Origin of the sequence: Chitinophaga filiformis (assembly GCF_021646545.1) — a bacterium.
Lineage (GTDB): Bacteria > Bacteroidota > Bacteroidia > Chitinophagales > Chitinophagaceae > Chitinophaga > Chitinophaga filiformis_A.
The window spans coordinates 219,961-244,888 of the sequence record NZ_JAKIRP010000004.1 but is presented as its reverse complement, the minus strand read 5'-3'; the positions used below and the strand labels follow the sequence as shown (position 1 = coordinate 244,888).

The window sequence follows — 24,928 nt, the reverse complement described above, 5'->3', positions numbered from 1 at the left end:
TTACTGATTGGATTTTGCGGTGTCAGCGAGCACCTCTTCATTTTTCCTGTCAGATTCTATCAGGCCGTCACGCAGACGTACTACGCGGCGGGCATGGGCTGCTATATCTTCTTCATGGGTTACGAGCACCACCGTATTGCCGGAGGCATGTATTTTCCCGAATATCTCCATGATCTCAATCGAGGTCTTGGTGTCGAGGTTACCGGTAGGTTCATCCGCCAGTATCAGGGAAGGATCATTGACCAGGGCGCGGGCAATGGCCACGCGCTGACACTGACCTCCGGAAAGTTCATTGGGTTTGTGTTTGTAACGCTGTCCCAGACCTACTTTTTCCAGCATGAACCGGGCTTTATCTTCCCGCTCTTTTTTGGAAATACCAGCATAGATCAACGGAACGGCCACATTTTCCAGTGCGCTGAGACGCGGCATCAGGTTAAACTGCTGGAATACGAACCCGATCTCCTTGTTGCGCACCCTTGCCAGGGCATCGTCTTCCATTTTGCTCACATCATGGCCACTCAGTATATATCTGCCGCTGGTAGGCGTGTCAAGGCATCCCAGCATGTTCATGAGGGTGGATTTGCCGGAGCCTGAAGGGCCCATCAGCGCTACATACTCATTCTTAAAAATGTCCAGGTCAATACCTTTCAGTACGGGTAGTTCATTTTTACCAATGAAGTAGCTTTTACGGATATGTTCCAAATGGATGACGGAATTCGGGCGCATAGATTTATAGCATTACAAGGTTGATCTATTTCTTGATAACTTTCGGCACTTTGAAATATTGCTCGTTGGCAGCGGGGGCGTTCTTTAAACCTTCTTCCCGGGTTATGGAAGGGACTACAGTATCTTCTCTCAGCACGTTTCTGTCCGCCGTCAGATGTAATAATGGTTTTACGTGAGTTGTGTCCAGCTCATTCAGTTTCTCCACAAAGGTGATCATCCGCTGAAGATCTCCCTGGATCTCCTTTTTCTCCTGTTCGCTGAATTCAAGCCTTGCCAGGTCTGCCAGTTGTTGTACCAGCATCGCATTCACTTCCATAAATCAAATTAAATGAAAAAATAATAAATATCGGACATGTCCGCGTTAAAGTTACCTTAAATAGTCGATAGTCCATAATGGGCAAATTCCTTATTTTGCACCCCATTATGGCTACATCAAAAGAAATAGTGGTGAGCGGCATCCGCTCTACCGGGTATTTACACTTAGGCAATTATTTTGGCGCTATCCGCAACTACATCAGGATGCAGGAAACATTTAACTGTTATTTCTTTGTAGCTGACTGGCATTCCCTTACCACACATCCTGATCCTAAAGACCTGCGCGCCAATGTGTTCCGCGTGCTGGCAGAAAATATTGCGTCCGGCCTGGACCCTGAAAAGGTCGCACTGTACGTACAGAGCGACGTTCCAGAGATCGCGGAGTTGTATCTGTTACTCAATATGATGGCTTATAAGGGGGAACTTGAAAAAGTGCCAACCTTTAAAGATAAAGTGCGTCTGCAGCCGGAAAATGTAAACGCCGGTTTGCTGACTTATCCTGTACTCATGAGTGCAGACATACTCATTCATCGTGCTGTAAAAGTACCGGTGGGTAAAGACCAGGAGCAACACCTGGAAATGGCACGTAACTACGCACAACGCTTCAACAAACGTTATGGTGATCTGTTTCCGGAGCCGGTTGCATTCAACTTCGGAGATGATCTGGTGAAAATACCCAGTCTGGATGGCACAGGAAAAATGAGTAAGAGTGAAAATCAGATGGCGACTTTATATCTGGCTGATACCGATGATCTGATCCGTAAGAAACTGAATAAAGCAAAGACCGATAGTGGCACGCCTGAACCGGGTGCCCCAATGTCGGAAGCCGTTACTAATCTTTTCCTGCTGATGGAACAGGTAAGTACACCGGAGGTGATCAAACATTTCCGCGACACCTACGATAATCAGACTATCCGCTACGGAGATATGAAAAAACAACTGGGAGATGACATGGTGAACTTTATCGCTCCCATCAGAGAGAAAGCGCTCGCTTTACAGAATGATCCGACTTACCTGAACCGTATCATGAAAGAAGGTGCAGAGAAAGCCAGGGAAAGTGCGGCACAAACTTTGCAACAAGCGAGGAAACTCATTGGAATTCACTACTATTAATCACTCGTTATAATGCCGCATGGCAGTGGTAGCAAGTTTTTTCAATTGATAACCAAATAATTTGTAAATTTTAGGTTATCAACTAATTACTTGCTGCCACCAGCCGGCTGCAATTGAATGATTAGTGACCCCTGATATTATCATGGCAAAACAAAGCAAGATTAAACACATAGCTATAGCCGGAAACATTGGAGCCGGAAAAACCACACTTACTGAGCTGCTGTCAAAACATTATAAATGGGTGCCCCAGTTCGAAGATGTTGAGCATAATCCCTACCTGAATGATTTTTATGAAGATATGCCACGCTGGTCTTTCAACCTGCAGGTATACTTCCTGCACGGGCGTCTCAAACAGCTACTCGACATTCAGAACGGAAATGAGATCGTGATCCAGGACCGTACCATCTACGAAGATGCACACATCTTTGCGCCCAACCTGTATGAAATGGGGCTGATGACCAAGCGCGATTTTGACAACTATTTCAACTTCTTCGAAACGCTGAAGTCCATGGTAAAACCTCCGGACCTGCTCATCTATCTGCGTGCATCCGTGCCTACACTCGTAGCACAGATCCAGAAAAGAGGAAGAGAATATGAAGAAAATATCCGCCTGGATTATCTGAAAAGACTGAACGAATATTACAATAACTGGATAGAAAAATATTCGGAAGGACCGCTGCTGATCATCGATATCGACAAGAATAAATTCCCGGAAAGCGAAGAAGATCTGGGAGAGATTATATCGAAAATAGACTCTCAGTTATATGGTCTGTTCTGATCATTACGATATAGTTTTTTTAAATAAAGATTAATTTCCTAATATTGTCTCCTCACATATGTGAGGAGATTTTTGTTTGTTAACACGTTGACCCGCACTACATAACATCCCTTCTGAAAAACTAACTGATCCACAATCATTCCAAGCAAATGAAAAAAATCATTGCGACCATTGTCTGCACTATGTGCACGGCAGTTATTTGCGCGCAACTTGTCTGGCTGTCTGTCGACAAACAGCCTTTTGCCGGTACTTACAGCCGGAACTTCCATCAGTTGTTGACCGCCTTACAAAACCAGGCAGCACTGGCCTATATACCTGTTGTAACTGCAGGTGTAAGCACGGAACGGCGCTTCCTGCTAAAGGCCCTCAGCACACATGCTGCCGCACTGGCAGTGCCTGTCAGGCATGGTGGGTTTGGACTGCATTTACAGCAATCCGGATATACTAATTACAAACGGCAAGCCATCGGTCTGTCTTACGGGAGAACCCTGGGCAACCGCTTCAGTATTGGTATGCAGGCTGATTATCTGTCGGAAGCCATTCCTCAGTACACAACAGCTGCTACCATTGTGTTTGAGTTGGGGTGCCTGATGCATCTTACGCCACAGCTGCATATGGGGTTACATGTATTTAATCCTACTGCGGGCAATTCTCAAAGCCTGGGTAAAAACAAGGTGCCTGCTATTTACAGTGTCGGTATGGGATATGAAGTAGCGCCCACCTTTTTGTTGAGTACAGCCGTCACACATGAGACAGATGCTGCAACACTTGCCAAAGTGATGTGTGAGTATCGTATTATAAAGCAGTTGTCCCTGCAGCTGGGCATGTCTGCTAACCCACAACTCAGTAGTGCGGCTGTCAGTATTTCATTGCAGCAGCTGTATATACAGCTCTCTGCCAGTCATCATCCGCAATTAGGTCTCACACCGGCAACTGCAATTGTATGGCAATTAAAGCAGCGGAAATGATGTTTACGATCTGCAATTTGGGCTCATACCGGCAACTACAATTGTACGCTAATGAAAGTAACGGCCATGATCTTGCGAGGTGTAATCAGGCATCGCAACCGCAACTGTAATCATGTAGTAATTAACGAAGCGATAATGACGTCGCGATCTGCAATCAGGCATCACTGTAATTGTGATTTTATGCCCATTAAAATAGCCATGCTGATCCTGCTGTTACTGCTGTGCAACAATAGTTATGCACAGCAGCCGGAACCCGCACTGAATGCGGTAGCAGAGAGCCAGCTGGAAGGCCACGCAGCAAATGCGGATAATATATCGGAAGATGATGGGCACTGGCAACAGCTGCAGGGATATACGCGGCGCAAAATTGACCTGAATACGGCTGATGCAGCGGCACTAAAATCCCTCGGGATACTATCTCCTGTACAGATCCGCCAGTTCCTGGCATACCGGCAGCAAATGGGTAAGCTGGTCAGCATTTATGAGTTACAGGCCGTACCTGGCTGGGATGAGCAACTGATCCGCAGCATACTGCCTTATGTACGTACAGGCAATGACCTCGAGCCCCGGTATACACTGAAAGACTATCTGAAAAGGGGAGACCATACCCTCCTTTTCCGCTACGGCCGGCAACTGGAAACCAGCAGGGGATATCAACATACAGACAGCACTTCTGCACATTACCTGGGTAGCCCGGATAGGTTGTTGTTACGTTACCGGTACAATTTCCCCCGGTACATGAGCTGGGGCGTTGTGATGGAGAAGGATGCAGGCGAAGCCTTTTTCAGGGGAGGCCAAGGTCGGGGTTTCGATTTCTACAGCATCCACCTGTTTGTCAGGCAATATAAATGGATCAGGGCACTTGCTCTGGGTGACTTCACCGTGAATATGGGGCAGGGATTGTTGAACTGGCAATCCCTGGCCTTCGGAAAAGGAGCCGCCGTTATGCAGGTAAAACGGGAAGGAGAACTGTTAAAGCCATATGCTTCAGCAGGGGAGTACAATTTTTACCGTGGCGCAGGTGTGACCGTGGCGCAGGGAAAATGGGAGGGTACTGCTTTCATATCTTCCCGGATGCTGGATGGGAGCATCACAGAGAACAGTGGCTATCACCGCTCTCATACAGAACTGGCTAAGCGGCATACATTGGGACAATATACCATAGGCGGCAATGTTACGGTAACAGGTCGGGACTGGAGGGCCGGACTTAACATGATACAACATCAGTTCTCGCAGCCGGTAGTGAAAGGGACAGCTCCCTATCAGCTTTTTGCATTTGAAGGTAAAACACTTACAGGAGTGAGTGCAGACTATGAAGCCAGCTGGAAAGGCCTGCATCTTTTTGGTGAGGGAGCGATGAGTGCCAATGGGAAAACAGCCTGGATCAGCGGACTGCTGGCCAGTGTTACTGCTAATGTGGATATGGTGCTGCTTTACCGCAACTATAACAGGGGCTACCATTCGCTTTATGCGGATGCCTGGGGTGAGTTTTACAAGCCTGTTAATGAAAACGGCGTTTATACCGGCATTAGCCTGAAAGTGAACACTCATCTGAAAATAGACGCCTATGCAGACCAGTTCCGTTTTCCCTGGCTGCAATACCGATCATCCGCACCGGGCGGAGGAAGGGATCTGCTGGTGGCACTGACCTATACGCCTGATAAACAGACGGAGATCTTTCTCAGGTACAATTATACTGTCAAACAACAGGATGGGAAGGACGATGTATCCTTTTTTCCGCCGCCTGTGCGGGTAGACCGTCAGAGTTGGCGCCTGCAGGTGAAACTGGACGCAAAAAGGGGCATTACAGTAAAAAACAGAGTGGAACTGAGCCGGCGCAGGGAGGAGGGAAAAGCGCAACGGGGGTTCCTCCTGTTTCAGGAGTTACTTTATGCGTGTACCCGCTGGCCACTGCAATTATATGTACGTTATACCATGTTTGCAGCCGGAGAGGCGGAAAGTATGTACACCATCACTTCAGGCATGCTGTATGAATATGCGGTATCCCGCTTGTCAGGAGAGGGGCGTCAATACCAGTGCCGTATGCGTTGGAAAATGAAGAATGGATTGACATGCTGGATACGCTATCAGCGAACAGTATACGGTCGTGTAACCAGCATCGGAAATGGCTGGGATGAAGTAGCCGGCAACAGGGTAGGGGACCTGCATTGTCAATTGCAGTACTCATTTTAGGAGGGGGACAGAATGAATGTTAAATTTTATTCGATATTTAACTGTAAAATATACACGTACATATATTATTTTTTTTCTCTCTTAAAAAAAGGTTAAATTTTTCTTGGTGCGGAGGAAAAAAAATCTCTAAATTGTGCTCCTCAACCAAAATCTAAATCGTAATATGAAAGAGGTCGGAATCTCTTTATCCTGTCTTACTGCTAGAGATACAACAATGTCAACCTGTGCTCGACGGTATTCCATTTCCGTTGGTAAGATGGATCAGTGTCATTCCGCGCCGCAAACAACCATCCAGGTTCTTGCCGCCTTCACCCCGGATGGTTATTTCAACAACAAAATTTTTGGTAAACATAAAGTGGTTTTTGCAAGTTAGGGGCTTGTATAGTCTGTGCTATGCCAATTATTACAGGCCTCGGGACTAATTAATTTTTTATTGTCAATTAAATCTAAATCGTTTATGAAGAAAAGAGCGTTACTCTTTTTCAACGTGCTTATGGTGAGCGCTACTCTGACGTATGCTCAACAACGTCAGGTTCAGGGAAAGGTCACCGGGGCAGATGGGTTGCCTATACCATTCGCTACAATTCAAATCAAAGGGACAAATACGGGAACCACTTCAGACCAGGATGGAAATTTCAAACTGAATGTAAATGGCAACAATGCAGTATTGATTGTTAGAAGTGTGGGTTATCTTGCTCAGGACATTGCTGTTGGTGCAAATGGAAGCGTGACCATATCACTAAAGAATGACGATCAGAACCTCCAGGAGGTAGTTGTAACTGCTCTGAACGTAAAAAGAAATAAAAATGAACTTCCTTACTCAGCTCAGATCGTAAACGCTGAAGAGCTGAACAGGACCAGAGATGCGAACGTGGTAACTTCCCTGTCCGGTAAAGTATCCGGTCTGGAAATCCGCAAAAACAATACGCTGGGTGGTTCTACCAATATCGTACTGCGTGGCGCCAAATCACTGACTGGTAATAACCAGGCATTATTCGTTGTAGATGGTGTGCCCGTGGACAACTCAAACACAAACAGTAAAGACCAGCGTACCGGTCGTTCCGGTTACGACTACGGTAACGCTGCTGCAGATATCAACCCTGATGATATCGCTTCTGTGAGCGTACTGAAAGGTGCGGCTGCTACAGCGCTGTACGGTTCACGTGCCTCTAACGGTGTTGTGATGATCACTACCAAAAAAGGTAACCGTGGTCTGAACGTTACTGTGAACAGCGGCGTGAACATCGGTAAAGTAGATAAAAGCACTTTCGTAAAATATCAGAAAGACTATGGTGCTGGTTACGGCGACTACTGGTTTGAAGAAGATATCGATGGTGACGGCACTGTTGACAAGATCGTGAATACCGTGGATGACGCTTCTTACGGTCCTAAATTCGATCCAAACCTGCTGGTGTATCATTGGGATTCCTTCTATGAAGGTTCTCCAAACTATGGCAAAAAAAGGCCTTACACTGCAGCTGCAAACGATGCTACGAAGTTCTTCAGAACTGCTGTTGGTACCAGCAATAGTGCTGTGATCGATGGTGGCAGCGACAAAGGCAACTTCAAACTCGGTTACACCAAGAGCGTTGACCAGGGTATTATGCCTAACAGCCGCATCGGTAAAGACCTCATCAACTTTGGGGCTTCTTACAACCTGACTTCCAAGCTGACTGCCAGTGCATCCGTAAATACTTCCCTGATCAAAGGAAAGGGCCGTTATGGTACTGGTTATGACTCTAAAAACCTGATGACTAACTTCAGGCAGTGGTGGGAAACCAACATTGACGTGAAAGACCAGGAAGCTGCTTACAAAAAGGAGATGAAGAACATCACCTGGAACCAGCAGTATCCGGGCAATCTTTCTCCGGCTTACTGGGATAACCCATACTGGACAAGATATGAGAACTATGAGAACGACCAGCGTACACGTAACTTCGGTAACATCGCATTGAACTACAATGTGACCGACTGGTTAAATGTACTGGGTCGTGTATCACTGGATACTTACAATGAAATGCAGGAAGAGAGGATCGCTGTAGGTTCAATCGATGTGTCCCAGTACCAGAGATATGAACATACTTTCAGCGAGTACAACTATGACCTGATGCTGAATTTCAACAAGAATATCTCTGAAAATCTGAATTTCAAAGGTATTCTCGGTGGTAACGTCAGAAGAACGAAGAACAACTCCATCCTTTCCAAAACAAATGGTGGTTTGCTGATTCCTCGTCTGTATGCACTGCTGAACACTGCTAACCCAATGGAAGCTCCAACTGAGATCGCTACTACTGAAGAAGTAGACGGTATCTTCGCTTCAGCTAACCTCGGTTACAAAGAATTCTTATTCCTCGACCTCTCTGTAAGAAGGGATCAGTCTTCTACTTTACCTGATAACAATAACAGCTACTACTACCCAGCTGCTTCCTTAGGTTTCGTATTCTCTAAACTGATGCCACAGGCAACATGGTTGTCAAGCGGTAAGGTAAGGGTGAACTACGCAGAAGTGGGTAGCCCCGCTCCGGCATTATACACCAAAAATTACTACCAGGTACTGACAGGTATCGACGGTAATCCGCTGGCATCTGTTGATGGTACCAAATACAATCCTGATCTGAAATCAGAGCGTACAAAGAGCTTTGAAGCAGGTCTGGAAATGGCCTTCCTGCAGAACCGTATCGGCTTTGACGCGACCTACTACAGACTGAACACTGTAGACCAGATCGTTCCACTGCCAGTATCAACTGCTACAGGTTTCGACTACAAAGTGATCAACGCTGGTGATATCCAGAACCAGGGTATTGAGTTGTCAGTTTTCGGTACTCCGGTAAGAACTAAAGACTTCTCCTGGAATGTTAACCTGAACTGGTCCCGCAACCGTAACAAGGTGAAATCCTTACCTGGTATCAGCACACTGCAGCTCGCAAGCTTCCCTGGTAACATTACTGTTAATGCTTCTGTGGGTCAGCCTTATGGTACTATCATTGGTACAGACTATGTATACAATGAAAAAGGTGAGAAGCTGGTTGAGGATGGATACTATCAGATTTCCCCTACTTCCAACAACATCATCGGTAACGCAAATCCTGACTGGATCGGCGGTATCACCAACACACTGAAATATAAAGATGTATCCCTGAGCTTCCTGGTGGACGTACGTAAAGGCGGCGACCTCTTCTCTCTGGATATGTACTATGGCCTGGCAACAGGTCTGCTGCCAGAAACAGTGGGTAAAAACGACCTGGGTAACGAGTCAAGAGCTCCTCTGACCAACGATAACACTTCCGGTGGTATCATCGTACCAGGTGTAACTGCAGATGGTAAACCTAACACTACAAGGATCGCTAACGAATACGGAACTTATGGTTACGTATCTAATCCTGATAAAGCATTCGTATACGATGCAAGCTATGTGAAACTGCGTGAGGTGTCTCTGACATATTCTCTGCCTGCTTCTCTGACAAAACGTATGGCGCCGTTCAAAGGTATCGACTTCTCTCTGATCGGTCGTAACCTGTGGATCATCCACAAGAACCTGCCTTATGCAGATCCGGATGATGCTATCAGCTCTGGTAACTATCAGGGTTATATCGGTGGTAGCTATCCTTCTACAAGAACTTTCGGTGCTAACGTAAGATTCAGGTTCTAGTAGGTGAATTAAACTCAAAAAAAGTAAAATGAAAAAGATATTCTTATACGCATCACTCTCTATAGCAGGTATGGTTTCGACAGTATCCTGCACCAAAGACCTCACTTCACTTAACAATGATGTGAAGAAACCGGACGTAGTAGCTGCTTCTGCACTGTATGCGAGTGCAACCAAAGAACTGGCTGACCTGTTGACAAGTACAAGTGTGAATCTGAACATTTACAGATTGATCGTACAACAATGGACAGAAAACACCTACCTGGATGAGTCTAACTACAACCTGATCAAAAGGAGTATTCCTGATGCGGTGTGGAGTGCGCTCTATACAGATGTATTGAAAGATTTGAGCGAAGCAAGGAAAGTAGTGGAAGCTGACGCCTCTATCAGCGCTGCTACCAAGAAGAACCAGCTGGCTCAGATTGAGATCATGTCAATTTTCGCTACATCAGTTGCTGTAAATACTTTTGGTAACGTACCTTACAGCAAATCGCTGGATATCGACAACCTGTTCCCGGTGTATGAAGATGGTCTGACTATCTACAATGACCTGCTCACCCGCCTGGATGCTGCCCTGACATCTTTTGATGCAAGTGCTGAAGGTTTTGGTACAGCTAATATGCTGTTCCCTGGCGATGAGATCAATAGCTGGATCAAATTTGGCAATTCCCTGAAATTCAGATTAGGTATGACCCTGGTTGATGCAGCGCCTGACAAGGCTGCTGCTGCTGTTACCGCGGCAGAACCTAAGGCTTTCAATACCATGGGCGAATTTGCAAGGTTCCCTTACTCAACCGTTCCTCCAAATACTAACCCGCTGTGGGAAGATCTGGTACAGAGTGGTCGTCATGACTTTAATGCTACCACTTTAATGATCAATCAGCTGAAAACGCTGAATGATCCAAGAATTGGCCAGTTCTTCACGACTGTTGACGGTCAGTTTATCGGATTACAATATGGCACTAAAGGTTCTTATGTTGCCTACTCTCACCCGGGCGATAAACTGGAAAGAAAAGATCTGCCAGGTGTGTTTATCGACTATTCCGAAATTGAGTTCCTGCGTGCTGAAGCTATCGAAAGAGGCCTGATAACAGGTGTTGCTGCAACCCACTACAACAATGCCATCACTAACTCTATCGTTTCATGGGGTGGTACTGCCGCTGAAGCAGTAACTTACCTGGCTCAGCCTTCTGTAGCCTATGCTACAGCTACCGGTACTTACAAACAGAAGATCGGTCTGCAGAAATGGATCGCGCTGTACAATCGTGGTTTTGATGCATGGGTAGAAGCAAGAAGACTTGATTACCCTGTATTCGTACCAGGTCCTACCGCCAGAAGTCCATGGCCTGTACGCTTCACTTATCCGGTTTCTGAACAGAATCTGAACAGAACTAATTATGACAAAGCAGCCAAAGATCTGGGCGGCGATGGTGATAGAGTGACAACAAAAATATTCTGGGATAAATAATCCGCTCCGGAATAGACAATAAATGCTGTAACTGCACAAGATTTAGAATTGATAACAGGCCCTCCTCAATAGCGATAGCTTTGAGGAGGGCCTTTTTTGTTAATCCACTGAACCCTGCCCCTTCATTTTTGTTATACAGGAGAAACCCATTGTAAACATTGTAAATCAATCAACAGAAAAACTTAGATTGGATTTTAATTAACGCCAAAATTCGTAAAACGACATATCGGGTACTACTCCTTCAGGACATTGTTTTATTCACGCACCTCTCCGGTGTATAAAATAAATCCGAACCGTTATGCTAAAACATTTACTGTGCTTGTTAATTCTTAGTTGTTTAATGACAGGGCTTTACGCGCAACAGCGTGAAGTGACTGGTAAGGTGACCGGAACCGATGGGGTTCCCATACCTTATGCCACTGTCCAGTTAAAAGGTACCAACAAGGGGACCACTGCCGACCAGAACGGTAATTTCCGTTTAATCGTGGACGGCGATAATAACATACTCCAGATCAGAAGCGTGGGTTTTACGCTTAAAGAAGTCCCCGTCGGCTCAGCTACTACCTACGATGTTACATTAGTACAGGATAACAGAAATTTACAGGAAGTGGTAGTCACTGGTATAGGTATCAGACGTGAGAAAAAAGCGTTGGGATATGCCGTACAGGATGTAAAAGGCGATGACCTTGTAAGGGCCAGCCAGGGTGATGCGCTCAGAGCCCTGTCAGGAAAAGTGGCCGGTATGCAGGTTGTTGGTTCCGGCGGTACCCCAGGGGCCGCTACCTTTATAAAACTCAGAGGTACCAACTCCCTGACCGGTAATAACCAGCCGCTCTTCGTAATTGATGGTATTCCGGTAGATAACTCGCAGAATTTTTCCGGCGACCCTGCTGACGGAGAAAACCAGTTACTGCAGGGCGCTACCAATACCAACCGTGGTGCTGACCTCAATCCTGACGACATTGAAAGTATTTCCGTACTGAAAGGTCCTGCCGCTGCCGCGCTGTATGGGATTGACGCCGCTAACGGCGCCATCATCATTACTACCAAAAAAGGTAAAGCCGGCAAGGTCTCTGTAGATTTCAGTACCGGCGTATCCTTTGATGTGGTGAACAGGTTGCCTAAGATCCAGAAACAATTTGTGAAAGGATCTGGAGGGATACTGGCGCCATTCACTTCCAGTAACCGCTATTCCTGGGGGCCTAATATAGATACAATGTACTGGACAGGTGTTCCTAACGAATATGATTTCCACGGTGATCTGGTAGGTGCTTCAGACCCTAACGCCAATATCAAGTTCGTACCTTATGACAATACGAACGATTTCTGGAGAACAGGGGTTACTTATAACAATAGCCTGGCATTTACAGGTGGCACTGAGGCGGCCACGTACCGCATGTCTGTTTCCCATAACTACCAGAATTCCATTGTGCCATTGCAATACCAGCAACGTACCGCTATCGCACTGGCCGGACAGTTGAAAGTATCTGAAAAGATAAGGACATCAGCTAACCTCAATTTCAATGTTACTAATGGTAGTATGCCGCAGAATGGTAGTAACCTGTCAGGTATTATGCTGGGGCTAACCAGAACGCCTATCAGTTTTGATAACTCAAACGGTGGACTGGCCGCTGACGATCCGCGCACTTATCTGTTCTCTAATGGCTTACAGCGTTCTTACCGGAATGGTATATACGATAACCCATATTGGACCCTTAATAACACCCCTTACACTACTGCTGTAACCCGTCTGCTGGGTAGCTTGCAGGTGGACTGGGATTTTATAAAAGACTTCACACTGACTTACCGCATTGGTACAGATGTTTATAGTGATAACCGTCACCAGTATTACGAAATACAATCCGGCGCCTACAATGGCGGCCGTGTGTTTGATGACAGGTATACTTACAAAAGTGTGAACTCAGACGCGATCATCACCTACAACAAGCAGGTCTCCAAAGATTTCAGGGTAAACCTCCGGGTGGGTAACAACTTATACTCCCGCAGAATGGATGAGCTGTATGTACAAGGTGATGGTCTGACCTCTCCGGGATACGACAACATCAGTAATGCCACCGTACAGAAATCCTACAACTATATCACTCCCTACAGGAGGATATCGCTTTATTTTGATGCGAACTTTGACTACCGGTCTATGTTGTTCCTGCAACTGACCGGGCGTAATGACTGGTCATCCACACTGCCACCGGATAATAACAGTTTCTTCTATCCCTCAGCCAGCTTAGGTTTTGTATTTACAGAACTGGAAGGCCTGAAAGGTGGAAATGTGCTCAACTTCGGTAAGATCAGGTTATCAGTTGCCCAGGTGGGTAAAGACCCCGGTTCTTTCGTAACAAAGTCTTTCTCAGTGCCTACCACTTTCCCGGATGGTTACACCACCGGTGTTTCCTTCCCATATGATGGAAAAGGTAGTTTCTCCCTGGACAATGTATTGGGTAACCCTACCCTGAAGCCGGAAAAGACGCTCTCTTATGAGGCTGGTATACAGTTACAGTTCTTCGACAACCGTTTCGGAGTTGATGTGACAGGTTACCATACAAAGGGAACCGACCTGTTAGTGGAATCTCCGATAGCAGGGTCTGCCGGATTTCAGTATGTAAACCTGAACGCAGCTTCTATCAGGAACAATGGTCTTGAAGTCACCCTCAGTGCTAAACCGATCGTCAGCAAGGCCTTTACGTGGGATATGTTTGTGAACTACAGCATGAACCGCAGTAAAGTACTGGCATTGGCCCCTGGTATTAATCAGGTGACCGTCAACGGTTTTACAGGTACAGTGGTGGCACACCTGCCAAATGAGCCCGCAGGTATTATCTATGCTTATGGCTGGGAAAGAGACCCGCAGGGCCGCATTATCGTCAGTGACAACCCCGATGACTTCGGTTATCCGGTAGTATCCAACATACAGAAAAGAGTAGGTAATCCTAACCCGGTATTCCTGATGGGTATCGGCAATACTTTCAGCTACAAAGGATTTTCATTGTATACCCTGGTAGACTGGAAACATAAAGGTGACCTGTGGAATGGTACACGCGGATCGCTGCAGGCCATTGGTACTTCCTACTATACCATAAACAGGGGAGAGATGCACACATTCCCTGGTGTATTGGGGCACCTGAACGATGCGGGCGAGATCGTGCATAATGAGGGTGGCGCTGAAAAACCCGGTGCAGGAGCAGTAAATACTACCGCAGTGCCACTGGATGAAGCCTGGTACCTTGGAAATGGTGGTGGTTTCGGTGCACAGACAGAGACATTTATAGACGATGCCTCTTTTGTGAAATTGCGTGAAGTGAGTTTATCATACGACTTTCCAACAGACAGGTTCAAAAACTCCCGGGTTATCAAAGGCATTACCGTTAGTGGATTTGCCCGTAACATTATCATATGGACACCGTATAAGGGCATAGATCCGGAAACCAGCCTGACAGGGGCTACCAATGCACAGGGTATTGACTACTTCAATATGCCTGGTACCTCCAGTTATGGCCTGAACTTTAAGTTTAAATTCTAACCCTTTAAAACGAACGACCATGTTACGGATTACGAAATATATACTCACACTATTGTTCCTGTTGGCCATCTCGCAGGGCTGCAGAAAAGACTACTTCTACAATGGTATCAACGATGACCCCTCTCAGCTGAAGAACCCAACAGCTACGGCGTTACTGCCCGGAACGATCCTGCAGAGCGCTTACATCTGGGGTGGGGATGCTTCCCGCCTCCCGTCTATTTTTATGCAACAGACGACAGGAGCAGCTAACCAGTCAGCCAGCGCCAACGTGTACAATATCACGCCTGATGACGTGGACAACATGTGGTACGCCGGCTTTTATGGCGCTATTCTGACCAATGTTGATACATTGATATCTATCGCTACTGCCGCCGGCCAGCTGCACTATGCAGCATTGGGCAAGATCCTGATGGCAAATGACCTTGGACAGGTGACTGATTTCTGGGGCGATGTGCCTTATACAGAAGCCTTCAGAGGCTTGGGTAATACGCAGCCCAAATATGACAGTCAGCAGTCTATTTATGCTGAGCTGCACCGGTTGCTCGATGAGGCTATTGCCAGCCTTGAAGTGGATGACGGATCTCCGTTCCAGCCAAATTCCAATGACGATCTGATGTTTGAAGGCGATCTGGAAAAATGGCTCAGGTTCGCCCATTCACTGAAAGCGAAGTTCTACCTGCATACTGTTAAGGTGGACAATACCGCGGCAGCGAAAGCGCTGGCTGAAATTGCCGAGGGCTTCCAGGACGGAGAAGCTGCATTTGTCAGATTTGTAGGTAGCAGTGCCACTACTACCCAGGCGCCCTGGTACCAGTTCAATACCCAGCGTGCAGACATTATATTCACAGGTCATCTGAATGACATCATGGACGCAGCCGGCGACCCCCGGTACGACGTGTATTTCGATCCTTCAGATCCGAGTGCCCTGGGATCATTGTACGGTTCCCCCAATTCTCCGGTGTATTTCCTGTCTTACGATGAACTGAAGTTCATGGAAGCAGAGCTGCAATTGCGGAACGGTAATACTACAGCGGCAGCCGAAGCCTACAATGAAGCGGTGAGGGCAAATCTGATCCGGACTATCGGCGACGCCTCTTATTTGTCTGAAGTAGACAGGACAGCCGCCAATATCACGCTTAATGACATCATGACTCAAAAGTACATAGCGTTGTTCCTCAGTCCTGAAGTATGGACAGACTGGCGCAGAACGGGTTTACCGACGCTGACAGCTACTCCGGGAAATGTACTGGGAGGCCAGTTGCCAAGGTCGCTGTTCTACCCAAGCAGTGAAATTCGCTATAATACCAATACGCCAGCCAATACAAGGCTGACACGTCGCGTCTGGTGGGATGTTCCATGACCGTATTACTTCCTTGTACCGACGTTTGAAAAAGAGACCTTTCATTTTAAGGTCTCTTTTTTACATTTGTACCGCAAAAGCAAAATAATATGGAAAATCAGCAGGAAGAACAGAATCAGCTTAATATTGAATTGAGCGAGGAAATAGCGGAAGGTGTGTATGCCAACCTGGCCATCATTACCCATTCCAACGCAGAATTTGTGGTAGATTTTGTAAATGTGATGCCGGGATTACCAAAGGCTAAGGTAAAATCCCGTATCATATTGACTCCTCAGCATGCCAAGCGCTTCATGAGAGCCCTGGTGGACAATATCAAGAAATATGAGTCTGTGCATGGAGCCATTCAGGACCAGGATCCTGTTTCCCTGCCCATGAATTTTGGCGGACCTACTGCACAGGCGTAATCATTCTCTCTGAAACGCTGAACGGAAACCATACAGGAAACAGGATTTAAGAAACAATGAGTCAAACATTCTCCTATCCCCATCTGCGGGAATTTACCAGGGAAGTATTTATAAAAATGGGGTGTCCTCCTCAGGATGCCGACACTGCCAGCGAAGTATTGTTATCTGCGGATCTGCGGGGAATCGACTCCCACGGCGTAGCCCGTCTGACCGGTTATGTACGGTTGTGGGAGGCCGGCAGGATCAATGCTACGCCGAATGTACGTGTGGTGCATGAAACACCCAGTACAGCCGTTGTAGACGGCGATGCCGGGCTGGGGCTGGTAGTAGCGCCCTTTGCTATGAAGGTGGCCATTGAGAAAGCAGCAGCAGTTGGCAGTGGCTGGGTAAGTGTTAAAAACTCCAATCACTTTGGTATAGCGGGCCAGCATGCCATGATGGCCCTGGAAAAAGATATGATCGGGATGGCTATGACAAATGCCAGCCCCCTGGTGGCGCCAACCTTCGCTACTGAGCGTATGTTGGGCACCAACCCCATTGCAGTAGCCATACCTGCCAAAGAACAGCCGCCTTTCGTGGCCGACTTTGCCACCACGACCGCTGCCAATGGCAAACTGGAGATCCTCCAGCGGAAAAGCCAGGAAGCGCCTACCGGCTGGATCCAGGATAAAGATGGGCAGTCCAGCACTAACCCGCATGAGCTGAAATCAGGAGGTGCATTGCTGCCGCTGGGCGGCGACCGCGATCATGGCAGCCATAAGGGATATTGCCTGGGAGCAATCGTGGATATTTTCTCCGCCGTGCTCTCCGGCGCCAATTACGGGCCCTGGGCGCCGCCCTTTGTGAGCTTCCTGCCCCTGGCACCCGATCCGGTGGGAGAGGGGCTGGGACATTTCCTGGGCGCTATGAGGGTGGATGCATTCCGTCCGGCAGATGAATTCAAGGAACATATGGACAAATGGATCACACGTTTCCGCCAGGCAAAGCCTGTAGCCGGAGAACAGGTGCTGATACCTGGCGATCCCGAACGGGAAATGGAGAAGGAGAGAAGAACCGCCGGGATTCCCTTACTGGACCCCGTGGTGAAAGATCTGCAGGAAGTAGCAGGAAAATTTAAATTGGATTTTTAAAGTCGCCATAAACACACGAACTTGCGGCTTTTTAAAGCTCAATATCTTGTAGCGTCAAACATATAACAACTCAACAGTAATGAAGATCTTAAAATTTGGTGGTACGTCTGTAGGTAAACCGGAACGTATGCATGCCGTGGCCAGTCTGGTGACTGCTGATAATGCTCCTAAAATAGTAGTATTGTCTGCATTATCCGGTACTACCAATGCTTTGGTAGAAATCGGGCAATCCCTTTCAGAGGGCAAAAAAGAACAGGCAAAAGGCCAGATAGACAAGCTGGAAGCACATTACAGAACTTTTTGCGAGGCCCTGGTCAAGCAGGACGCTCCACGCGCCAAGGCTACTGCTGTTGTTGACGAACATTTCGAGTTCCTGAACATCATTCTTAAGATATCTTTTAACGAGGCTTTAAACAAGGATATACTGGCACAAGGTGAACTGCTGTCCACCCGCCTGTTCAGCATATACCTGGAAGAAGCCGGCGTAGATGCAGTGTTGCTGCCTGCGCTGGACTTCATGAGCATCGACGAATACGAAGAGCCTGAGATCCCGAAGATCAAGATCAAGCTGGGTAACCTGCTGGAAAAGAACAAGGGTAAAACCATCTTCGTGACCCAGGGTTACATCTGCCGTAACGCAAAAGGTGAAGTAGACAACCTGAAACGTGGCGGTAGCGACTATTCTGCTTCCCTGATCGGCGCCGCCATCCAGGCCAGCGAAGTACAGATCTGGACAGACATAGACGGTATGCACAACAACGATCCAAGGGTAGTAAAGAAAACCTTCCCGATCGAGCAGCTGTCTTTCGATGAAGCAGCAGAACTGGCTTACTTTGGCGCCAAGATCCTGCATCCTGCTTCCATCTGGCCTGCACAGCACTTTAACATCCCCGTGAAACTGCTGAACACCATGCAGCCGGAAGCAAAAGGTACTATCATCACTGAACTGCCAAGTGGGGACGGTGTAAAAGCCATCGCTGCTAAAGACGGTATCATCGCTATCAAGATCAAATCCAGCCGCATGCTGCTGGCTTACGGTTTCCTCCGTAAGATCTTCGAAGTGTTCGAAAAATACCGTACACCTATCGATATGATCACTACTTCTGAAGTAGCCGTATCATTGACAATAGAGAATACGCCTTACCTGGACCAGCTGCTGAAAGAATTGCAGCCTTTTGGTTCTGTGGAACTGGATCACCATCAGACCATCGTTTCTATTGTGGGTAATGAAGTAGCTGCTACACCTTCTATCCTGAAGAAACTGTTTGATGCGCTGAATGAAGTACCATTGCGTATGATCTCCTACGGAGGCAGCCGTCATAACATATCTATCCTGATAGGCGGTCAGTACAAAGAGAAAACATTACAGCTGCTGAACAAAGGGTTGTTCAACCTGGAATAGGCGCTTGAAAAAGTATATAATAAACGGCAAAGGGTGTATCATATGATGCACCCTTTGCCGTTTATTACATGTTGTTATTTATCCTCGAAGTAGCCTATCTTCCGCATGTAGTTCACCTCTATCGAATATACATCATACTCTTCTGTCACCTTTCCCTGCAGTATATAAAACCCTTCTTTCTGGAAAGGATATTGGCGGAGAATATCCGGGAAATGCACCGTATCAATAAAGTCGCCATTCACGTCCATGAAGGTACCGAAGCTCATTGGAACGCCTTTACTGGTATGAATTCCCTTCGTGCACACAAGGTAGCCCAGCGTGGAAATAACCTTGTCTTTATGTTCCTTAAAATGTCTGGCAGGAATATATGCACGCTGGTCATGTTGCAGGATGTCAAACGGAGAGCACAAGGGGAAACCCAGCAATGCAATTTCTTCGAATGCATGTTCATGTTCATGATATGACAACATCGGCAGCTGGCATTCGGGCACCTGCTCACGGAATAAAGGTTGTATATGTTCTGCGCGTGGTCCTTTGTTTTTCAGTAGCAGGCTACTCTTCCACAGCAATTCTTTTTTCGTGTGCATATCAAAGTTGAATGCACCGATCCTTATTAGTATATCCAGTTGTTCCGGTGGAGGGGACACACGTGCAACGAACTCTTCCAGGTTCTCGAAAGGCCCGTACAGCGTACGTTCTACCAGTACATCCTGTATCCATTTTTCTTCCAGTCCTTCAACATGAATGAAGCCGGTATATACCGTATTGCCTGTTATTCTCGTGTAGTACTCACTGTTATTAATGCAGGGTGCTTTAATGGTGGCGCCTGTTTTATACAATTCACGAAAGTATAGTTCCCTGTTATAAAAACCGCCGAAGTTGTTGATCACTGCTACCATAAACTCAGCAGGGAAATATGTCTTCAGGAAAAGGCTCTGATAACTCTCTACTGCAAAACTTGCAGAGTGTGCCTTTGAGAAAGAAAAGCCGGAGAAGCTGGCTATTTGGCGCCAGAGTTCCTGCGTCACATCATCAGGTCTTCCGAGCCGTTTACAGTTCGTGAAGAATTGTTGTTCTATCTTCTGAAAGTCGCCCTGTCCGCGGTATTTACCAGCCATGGCTCTGCGCAGGATGTCTGCATCAGCGAGGTCCATATCGGCGTATTCATGCACTATCTTGATCACATCTTCCTGGTATACCATGATACCGAATGTTTCGCTTAATACTTCCTTTACAATTTCATGCAGGTATACCACTTTCTCCTGGTTGCGGTAGTTATGCACATATTGCCGCATCATACCTGATTGCGCTACACCCGGCCGTATCACCGAGCTGGCGGCTACCAGCGTGAGATAGTCCTCACATTGCAGTTTCTGTAACAGCTGCCGCATAGCGGGCGACTCAATATAAAAGCAGCCGATGGTGTTCACTGTTTTCAGTGCATGCTGTACATGCGGATCCTGTATGAATTTTTTTACATCATGAATGTCGATATCTACGCCTTTGTTTTCTTTGATAATGGCAAGGGAGTCCCTGATATGTCCGAGACCACGCTGACTAAGTATATCGAATTTAAACAGCCCGATAGCTTCTGCCTGGTGCATGTCCAGTTGTGCGGTACTGAAACCTTTCGGCGGCATATACGTAGCGCAGTGCTGATGAATGGGTGCTTCGCTGATAAGGATACCGCCTGCGTGTATGCTAAGATGGTTGGGAAATGCTTTTGCTCCCGACATCAACTGGCTGTAGCGAAGAATGTTCCTTTGCACACTATCGCCGGTGAGATCAGGTTGGAAAGGTGTATCCAGTATTTTATCTATTTCATGTTTCGGAAGACCATATACCTTACCCAGTTCACGAATGGTGGCATTCTGCTGGAAGGTAGTAACTGTGCCTAATAGAGCGGTGTGTATGTTGCCATATTTCTTAAAAACATAGTCAATGATCTCGTCCCTGTCCCGCCATGAGAAGTCGATATCAAAGTCGGGGGGAGAGCTGCGATAAGGATTAAGAAATCTTTCGAAGTAAAGATTCAGTTCTATGGGATCAACGTCTGTGATCTTAAGACAATATGCGATAATAGAGTTAGCGCCGCTGCCCCGGCCTACATAGAAGAAGCCCCGTTCCTGCGCATAGCGGATGATGTCCCAGGTGATGAGAAAATAACAATCGAAGTGCTGATCCTGTACAACGCCCAGTTCTTTTTCAATGCGTGCTTTGGCTTCTGCATTGTCGGGCCCATAGCGTTGGAGCATGCCATCATATGCCAGTTGCCGGAGCAGGGCATGGTCTTCCGATTCACTGTTCGTAAAATGTTTTTTGTTGCGGGGTGTTTTAAAGTTAAAATTGACCTGACAGGCATCCATTATCCGCACGGTATTACTGATGATGTGAGGATATTGTTCAAAGCTGTCAAACAATACTGCAGGTGGCAGGAATTGCTCGTCTGCCTGCGCTGTAGTATGTGGCAGCAGCTGACTAATGAGGATGTTCTGATCTATAGCGCGCAATACGCGATGCAATTCATAATGATCAGCATCCTGAAAGGTAACGGGCTGCAGTATGACGAGTTTGTCCTGGTAGGACATAGTGTCTATGCGAAACAGTTTATTGATCTCACGGCGCCGGATACCTACCAGTTCATGCGCATGCAGATCGTGCAGCGGAAGGGTTCCCCATGCATAGATCGCAAATACGCCCGGAAAGGCTGGCGCACGGTCAGGAAAAGGAAGTGCTTTATGCAGATGGTCGGAGAGGAAGCGATTGATATGAAACCACCCTTCCATATTACGCGCCAGCAGGATGTATTTCAGATCGTGTCCGTTTCGGCATTCCAGTCCTATGATAGGTTTGATGCCTTGTTCCTGGCATTCCTTCACGAAGTTCCAGGTATCGGATGTGATATTGATATTGGTCAGCGCCAGTGATGTAATGCCTGTTTCACGCGCGATCCTGACCAGGTCTTTCGTATCAATGGTGCCGTAGCGCAGGCTGAAGAAGGATTTACAGTTGAGATACATATCAGCAGAGCGTTTTATCTCACTTTAGGATAAGGCATAACATCCGGTTTCCTCACGGTTCCTCTTTTTGCCGGAGGTACTGCATTGGTTCCCTTCATCAGGTATTGCCATCCGAAACGGTTTTTAATATTGTCGATAGCCTGATAGAGTGCGATCATTTCCTGTGTATCATCGAACAGGCTGATCTGGTAATTGCCCTGTACCAGGTGACTGAAGCGCACGCCTATCAAGCGGATGAGCAGTCTGCGGTCATAGAGTTTATTAAACAGTTCTTTTACTTTTTCCAGTAGTATATGATCGCTGCCGGAGTAGGGAATGGTCATCTGTTTGGTAACGGTTTCAAAATCGGAATAGCGGATCTTTACGGTAACACAACCGGTGAGTTTGTTTTGCTGGCGTAGTTCGAAGGCGATCTTTTCCGTCATGCGTACCAGTTCTGCATGGATGAACTGCATGTCGATCGTATCGGAAGAGAAAGTATTTTCTGTCGAGATAGATTTCTGTTCATGATAGGGTACAACGGGCGATTCGTCGATACCATTGGCTTTATTCCACAGGGAGATGCCATTCTTCCCCAACCATGCTTCGAGTAAGTTAACGGGTATTTCGCTCAGTGTTTTCACTGTTTCCACGCCACGGCGTCTTAGCTGACCGGCTGTTTCTTTACCCACCATGGGTAGTTTTTCCACCGGCATGGGAGCGAGGAAAGCTTTTTCTTCTCCAAAAACGATTTCCATTTGTCCGTTGGGCTTGGCCTCGTTGGTAGCTACTTTCGAGATCATTTTGTTGGAGGCCAGTCCGAAGGAAACGGGCAGTTGTGTTTCCCGCATGATATGCTGGCGTAGTTCTGCTGTCCATTTCATGGAGCCGAAGAATTTGTCCATGCCGGTCAGGTCGAGGTAAAATTCATCTATGGAAGATTTCTCGTAAAGCGGCGCCTTTTCGGCTATGAGCTCGGTGACTTCTCTGGAAAGCTGGCTGTATTTCTCCATGTCCCCTCTTCTGACAACAGCGTGGGGGCACAGTTTCAGGGCCATTTTCATAGGCATGGCAGAATGGATGCCATAGCGGCGGGCCTCATAGCTGCAGGAAGCTACTACGCCCCGATCGCTCATGCCTCCTATCAGCAAAGGTTTCCCCTTCAGGCTGTTATCATCCCTGCATTCTACTGATACGAAGAAGCTGTCCATATCAAAATGAGCAATGGACCTGTGCTGCAAAGAAATCATAAGTTATGATAATGGTTCATGCTGATGAATAGTACACAGGAAACAGTCTATGGATAGGCGGTATAGATGTGACATAGGCTATGAGGGCATGGCCTGTCCACAGACTATCGCCCATGTACTATAGATCTGAAACAAATTTACTAATATTTTTAGTTAATACTAATAATGTTAGTATAAATAACCAGGCAATAACAAATTACAGGGGATAATGGTTAATTAATAAAGTGCCATAAGGCGGGTACAGTATTTGTCAACTTACTTTCAAACAAAACACTTTCTCATGAAAAAGCCTGATATTGGCCAGGAGCTGTTGTTATTGTTGTTATTGATAGTGCCCATGGTCTATCTGGGAATTATCTGGCCCTCCCTGCCAGACGTTATGCCGACTAATTTCAATGTAAAAGGTGTTGCCGAACGGGTGGGGAGCAAAAGTGATTTCCTTTTGTTAATGACGTTCCTGTTCTTTACTAACCTGTTGTTATATTTTCTGTTCCGGTACATTCCGCATGTAGATGAGCCGGATATCCACCACAAAGACATGACTGTATTTCACCGGAAATACTATCAGATCCGTTTCATGATCCATATCTACCTGGCTATTTTTACAGCGGCTATCATTTTTATGGCTAGTCAGGGCCATCCGTTTGTGATAGAGCGTTGGGTATTTACAGGAGTAGGATTACTGATCGGAGTGATAGGTATCTACCTGAGGCGGCTTGAGCCAAACTATTTTGTGGGTGTGCGAACGCCCTGGACGCTGAGAAGTGATGATATCTGGCGGGAAACACATGCTTTCGCCGGTAATCTTTGGTTATATACTGGTATCGTTATGATTGTTGCAGGATTCTTCCTGCCGGTAGTGACAGGCACCTTCCTGCTGATCTTTGTAGGAGGTATCCTGGCCGCGCTGCCTTATATTTATTCTTATCGGTTATTCCATACTGACAGAGGATAAGGTACTCTTAGTGGTCACTATATAAAAAGCAGAGAGCCCGTATCAAAAGTTGATACGGGCTCGTTTTATTTTGGAACCTGATGGAATCAGATAATCTTTTATGTGCCTATAAGGATGTTCCCTTATTTGTTACATCCCCCTTCACTTTTATAATGCAATTGGTCTTGCTATTACCACAGCCAACCTCTACCTGCACCGGCGAATGTACCTGGCCATGGAATACGTGAAGCCAGCAGGATTAACGCAATAGCAAAGAATATCAGAGATGTTTTATGTTTCTGTGCATCCAGCGTTGTTTTCTTCACTTTTGCACGTCCGATGTGTACAAGTGCAATGGCAACGATAGCGACAAATACATGTTCAACTGCGAAGTAACGGTAATAAGACTCTTTCATGACGCCACCGCCCATTGTCTGGAATGCTTTCAGTCCCAGTGCGCTGGTAACGAAATAAAGTAATAAACCTACCAGTAACTGTATATCAAGAAAGATCATGAAGAAAAGACCTGCTTTTTTATCAGCGCCGGTATAAGGTGTCTTACCGCTAACGCCCTTCAATGCACGGATCACGGCCCATAATCCTGTCAGTACGATTGCCCACCTTAGCAGCGAGTGAATAATTAACAACGTGTTATGCATAATATTGAGTTGGATTTACGGGCAAAAATAAGTTAAGCTGACCGGAAT

Annotated in this window: 18 protein-coding genes; 12 read left to right on the top strand and 6 right to left on the bottom strand. The window is 46.7% G+C overall.

Annotated elements, in window-relative coordinates; translation table 11 throughout:
- Entirely contained in the window at positions 1-726 is a 726-nt protein-coding gene (locus tag L3C95_RS13315; RefSeq protein ID WP_236388310.1) for an ABC transporter ATP-binding protein, read from the bottom strand.
- Between the two features lie 25 nt (positions 727-751).
- Positions 752-1,042 carry an Asp-tRNA(Asn)/Glu-tRNA(Gln) amidotransferase subunit GatC gene (gene gatC / locus L3C95_RS13310; RefSeq protein WP_236388308.1) on the bottom strand — a complete coding sequence of 97 codons (291 nt, stop codon included), beginning with the start codon at positions 1,040-1,042 and terminating at the stop codon, positions 752-754.
- A 107-nt stretch (positions 1,043-1,149) separates the two neighbouring features.
- Here gatC and trpS point away from each other — a divergent pair, with 107 nt between their 5' ends.
- From trpS to L3C95_RS13290, 4 genes are all read left to right on the top strand, one after another.
- Positions 1,150-2,154, top strand: a complete 1,005-nt coding sequence (trpS, locus tag L3C95_RS13305; protein WP_236388303.1) for a tryptophan--tRNA ligase — start codon at positions 1,150-1,152, stop codon at positions 2,152-2,154.
- 142 nt (positions 2,155-2,296) lie between these two features.
- Positions 2,297-2,932 (top strand): deoxynucleoside kinase, encoded by a 636-nt coding sequence (locus tag L3C95_RS13300; RefSeq protein ID WP_199653203.1) that lies wholly within the window; start codon positions 2,297-2,299, stop codon positions 2,930-2,932.
- 149 nt (positions 2,933-3,081) lie between these two features.
- A complete protein-coding gene (locus L3C95_RS13295) occupies positions 3,082-3,900 on the top strand; it encodes a hypothetical protein (RefSeq protein ID WP_236388302.1) in 819 nt (272 codons plus the stop codon).
- Positions 3,901-4,080: 180 nt separating this feature from the next.
- On the top strand, positions 4,081-6,093 hold the full coding sequence (locus tag L3C95_RS13290; RefSeq protein ID WP_236388301.1) for a ComEA family DNA-binding protein: 2,013 nt from the start codon (positions 4,081-4,083) through the stop codon (positions 6,091-6,093).
- Between the two features lie 217 nt (positions 6,094-6,310).
- On the opposite strand, the gene L3C95_RS34940 is transcribed toward L3C95_RS13290, so the two are convergent.
- A complete protein-coding gene (locus L3C95_RS34940) occupies positions 6,311-6,445 on the bottom strand; it encodes a hypothetical protein (protein WP_262915864.1) in 135 nt (44 codons plus the stop codon).
- A 105-nt stretch (positions 6,446-6,550) separates the two neighbouring features.
- Between L3C95_RS34940 and L3C95_RS13285 the strand changes: the two genes are divergently transcribed.
- The 7 genes from L3C95_RS13285 to L3C95_RS13255 all read left to right on the top strand — a co-directional run bounded on the left by L3C95_RS13285 (position 6,551) and on the right by L3C95_RS13255 (position 19,038).
- Positions 6,551-9,742, top strand: a complete 3,192-nt coding sequence (locus L3C95_RS13285) for a SusC/RagA family TonB-linked outer membrane protein (RefSeq protein WP_236388298.1) — start codon at positions 6,551-6,553, stop codon at positions 9,740-9,742.
- A gap of 28 nt (positions 9,743-9,770) precedes the next feature.
- Positions 9,771-11,207, top strand: a complete 1,437-nt coding sequence (locus L3C95_RS13280; protein WP_236388296.1) for a SusD/RagB family nutrient-binding outer membrane lipoprotein — start codon at positions 9,771-9,773, stop codon at positions 11,205-11,207.
- Between the two features lie 340 nt (positions 11,208-11,547).
- The gene (locus tag L3C95_RS13275) at positions 11,548-14,742 is read left to right on the top strand and encodes a SusC/RagA family TonB-linked outer membrane protein (RefSeq protein WP_236388293.1); all 3,195 of its coding nucleotides are present in this window, start codon (positions 11,548-11,550) and stop codon (positions 14,740-14,742) included.
- Positions 14,743-14,761: 19 nt separating this feature from the next.
- Positions 14,762-16,102, top strand: a complete 1,341-nt coding sequence (locus tag L3C95_RS13270; protein ID WP_236388291.1) for a SusD/RagB family nutrient-binding outer membrane lipoprotein — start codon at positions 14,762-14,764, stop codon at positions 16,100-16,102.
- An 89-nt stretch (positions 16,103-16,191) separates the two neighbouring features.
- Positions 16,192-16,506: a DUF3467 domain-containing protein gene (locus L3C95_RS13265; RefSeq protein WP_089834682.1), complete on the top strand. Its 315-nt coding sequence runs from the start codon at positions 16,192-16,194 to the stop codon at positions 16,504-16,506.
- A 56-nt stretch (positions 16,507-16,562) separates the two neighbouring features.
- On the top strand, positions 16,563-17,636 hold the full coding sequence (locus L3C95_RS13260; protein ID WP_236388286.1) for an Ldh family oxidoreductase: 1,074 nt from the start codon (positions 16,563-16,565) through the stop codon (positions 17,634-17,636).
- A 79-nt stretch (positions 17,637-17,715) separates the two neighbouring features.
- Positions 17,716-19,038, top strand: coding sequence for an aspartate kinase (locus tag L3C95_RS13255; protein WP_236388282.1), 1,323 nt, complete (start codon positions 17,716-17,718; stop codon positions 19,036-19,038).
- A gap of 74 nt (positions 19,039-19,112) precedes the next feature.
- Here the strand turns inward: L3C95_RS13255 and L3C95_RS13250 are convergent, their stop codons facing one another.
- Both L3C95_RS13250 and dinB read right to left on the bottom strand, forming a co-directional pair.
- Positions 19,113-22,058 (bottom strand): DNA polymerase III subunit alpha, encoded by a 2,946-nt coding sequence (locus tag L3C95_RS13250; RefSeq protein WP_236388280.1) that lies wholly within the window; start codon positions 22,056-22,058, stop codon positions 19,113-19,115.
- Between the two features lie 14 nt (positions 22,059-22,072).
- Positions 22,073-23,287, bottom strand: coding sequence for a DNA polymerase IV (gene dinB, locus L3C95_RS13245; RefSeq protein ID WP_236388278.1), 1,215 nt, complete (start codon positions 23,285-23,287; stop codon positions 22,073-22,075).
- Positions 23,288-23,567: 280 nt separating this feature from the next.
- Between dinB and L3C95_RS13240 the strand changes: the two genes are divergently transcribed.
- Positions 23,568-24,242, top strand: a complete 675-nt coding sequence (locus L3C95_RS13240; protein ID WP_236388276.1) for an SdpI family protein — start codon at positions 23,568-23,570, stop codon at positions 24,240-24,242.
- A gap of 170 nt (positions 24,243-24,412) precedes the next feature.
- Here L3C95_RS13240 and L3C95_RS13235 read toward each other — a convergent pair whose 3' ends face one another.
- On the bottom strand, positions 24,413-24,880 hold the full coding sequence (locus L3C95_RS13235) for a hypothetical protein (RefSeq protein ID WP_236388272.1): 468 nt from the start codon (positions 24,878-24,880) through the stop codon (positions 24,413-24,415).
- Positions 24,881-24,928 lie beyond the last annotated feature (48 nt).

Bases quoted from the DNA above. Each gene is read 5' to 3' on its own strand.
- L3C95_RS13315 (WP_236388310.1), bottom strand. From the start codon at position 726: ATGCGCCCGAATTCCGTCATCCATTTGGAACATATCCGTAAAAGCTAC.
- gatC (WP_236388308.1), bottom strand. From the start codon at position 1,042: ATGGAAGTGAATGCGATGCTGGTACAACAACTGGCAGACCTGGCAAGG.
- trpS (WP_236388303.1), top strand. From the start codon at position 1,150: ATGGCTACATCAAAAGAAATAGTGGTGAGCGGCATCCGCTCTACCGGG.
- L3C95_RS13300 (WP_199653203.1), top strand. From the start codon at position 2,297: ATGGCAAAACAAAGCAAGATTAAACACATAGCTATAGCCGGAAACATT.
- L3C95_RS13295 (WP_236388302.1), top strand. From the start codon at position 3,082: ATGAAAAAAATCATTGCGACCATTGTCTGCACTATGTGCACGGCAGTT.
- L3C95_RS13290 (WP_236388301.1), top strand. From the start codon at position 4,081: ATGCCCATTAAAATAGCCATGCTGATCCTGCTGTTACTGCTGTGCAAC.
- L3C95_RS34940 (WP_262915864.1), bottom strand. From the start codon at position 6,445: ATGTTTACCAAAAATTTTGTTGTTGAAATAACCATCCGGGGTGAAGGC.
- L3C95_RS13285 (WP_236388298.1), top strand. From the start codon at position 6,551: ATGAAGAAAAGAGCGTTACTCTTTTTCAACGTGCTTATGGTGAGCGCT.
- L3C95_RS13280 (WP_236388296.1), top strand. From the start codon at position 9,771: ATGAAAAAGATATTCTTATACGCATCACTCTCTATAGCAGGTATGGTT.
- L3C95_RS13275 (WP_236388293.1), top strand. From the start codon at position 11,548: ATGACAGGGCTTTACGCGCAACAGCGTGAAGTGACTGGTAAGGTGACC.
- L3C95_RS13270 (WP_236388291.1), top strand. From the start codon at position 14,762: ATGTTACGGATTACGAAATATATACTCACACTATTGTTCCTGTTGGCC.
- L3C95_RS13265 (WP_089834682.1), top strand. From the start codon at position 16,192: ATGGAAAATCAGCAGGAAGAACAGAATCAGCTTAATATTGAATTGAGC.
- L3C95_RS13260 (WP_236388286.1), top strand. From the start codon at position 16,563: ATGAGTCAAACATTCTCCTATCCCCATCTGCGGGAATTTACCAGGGAA.
- L3C95_RS13255 (WP_236388282.1), top strand. From the start codon at position 17,716: ATGAAGATCTTAAAATTTGGTGGTACGTCTGTAGGTAAACCGGAACGT.
- L3C95_RS13250 (WP_236388280.1), bottom strand. From the start codon at position 22,058: ATGTATCTCAACTGTAAATCCTTCTTCAGCCTGCGCTACGGCACCATT.
- dinB (WP_236388278.1), bottom strand. From the start codon at position 23,287: ATGATTTCTTTGCAGCACAGGTCCATTGCTCATTTTGATATGGACAGC.
- L3C95_RS13240 (WP_236388276.1), top strand. From the start codon at position 23,568: ATGAAAAAGCCTGATATTGGCCAGGAGCTGTTGTTATTGTTGTTATTG.
- L3C95_RS13235 (WP_236388272.1), bottom strand. From the start codon at position 24,880: ATGCATAACACGTTGTTAATTATTCACTCGCTGCTAAGGTGGGCAATC.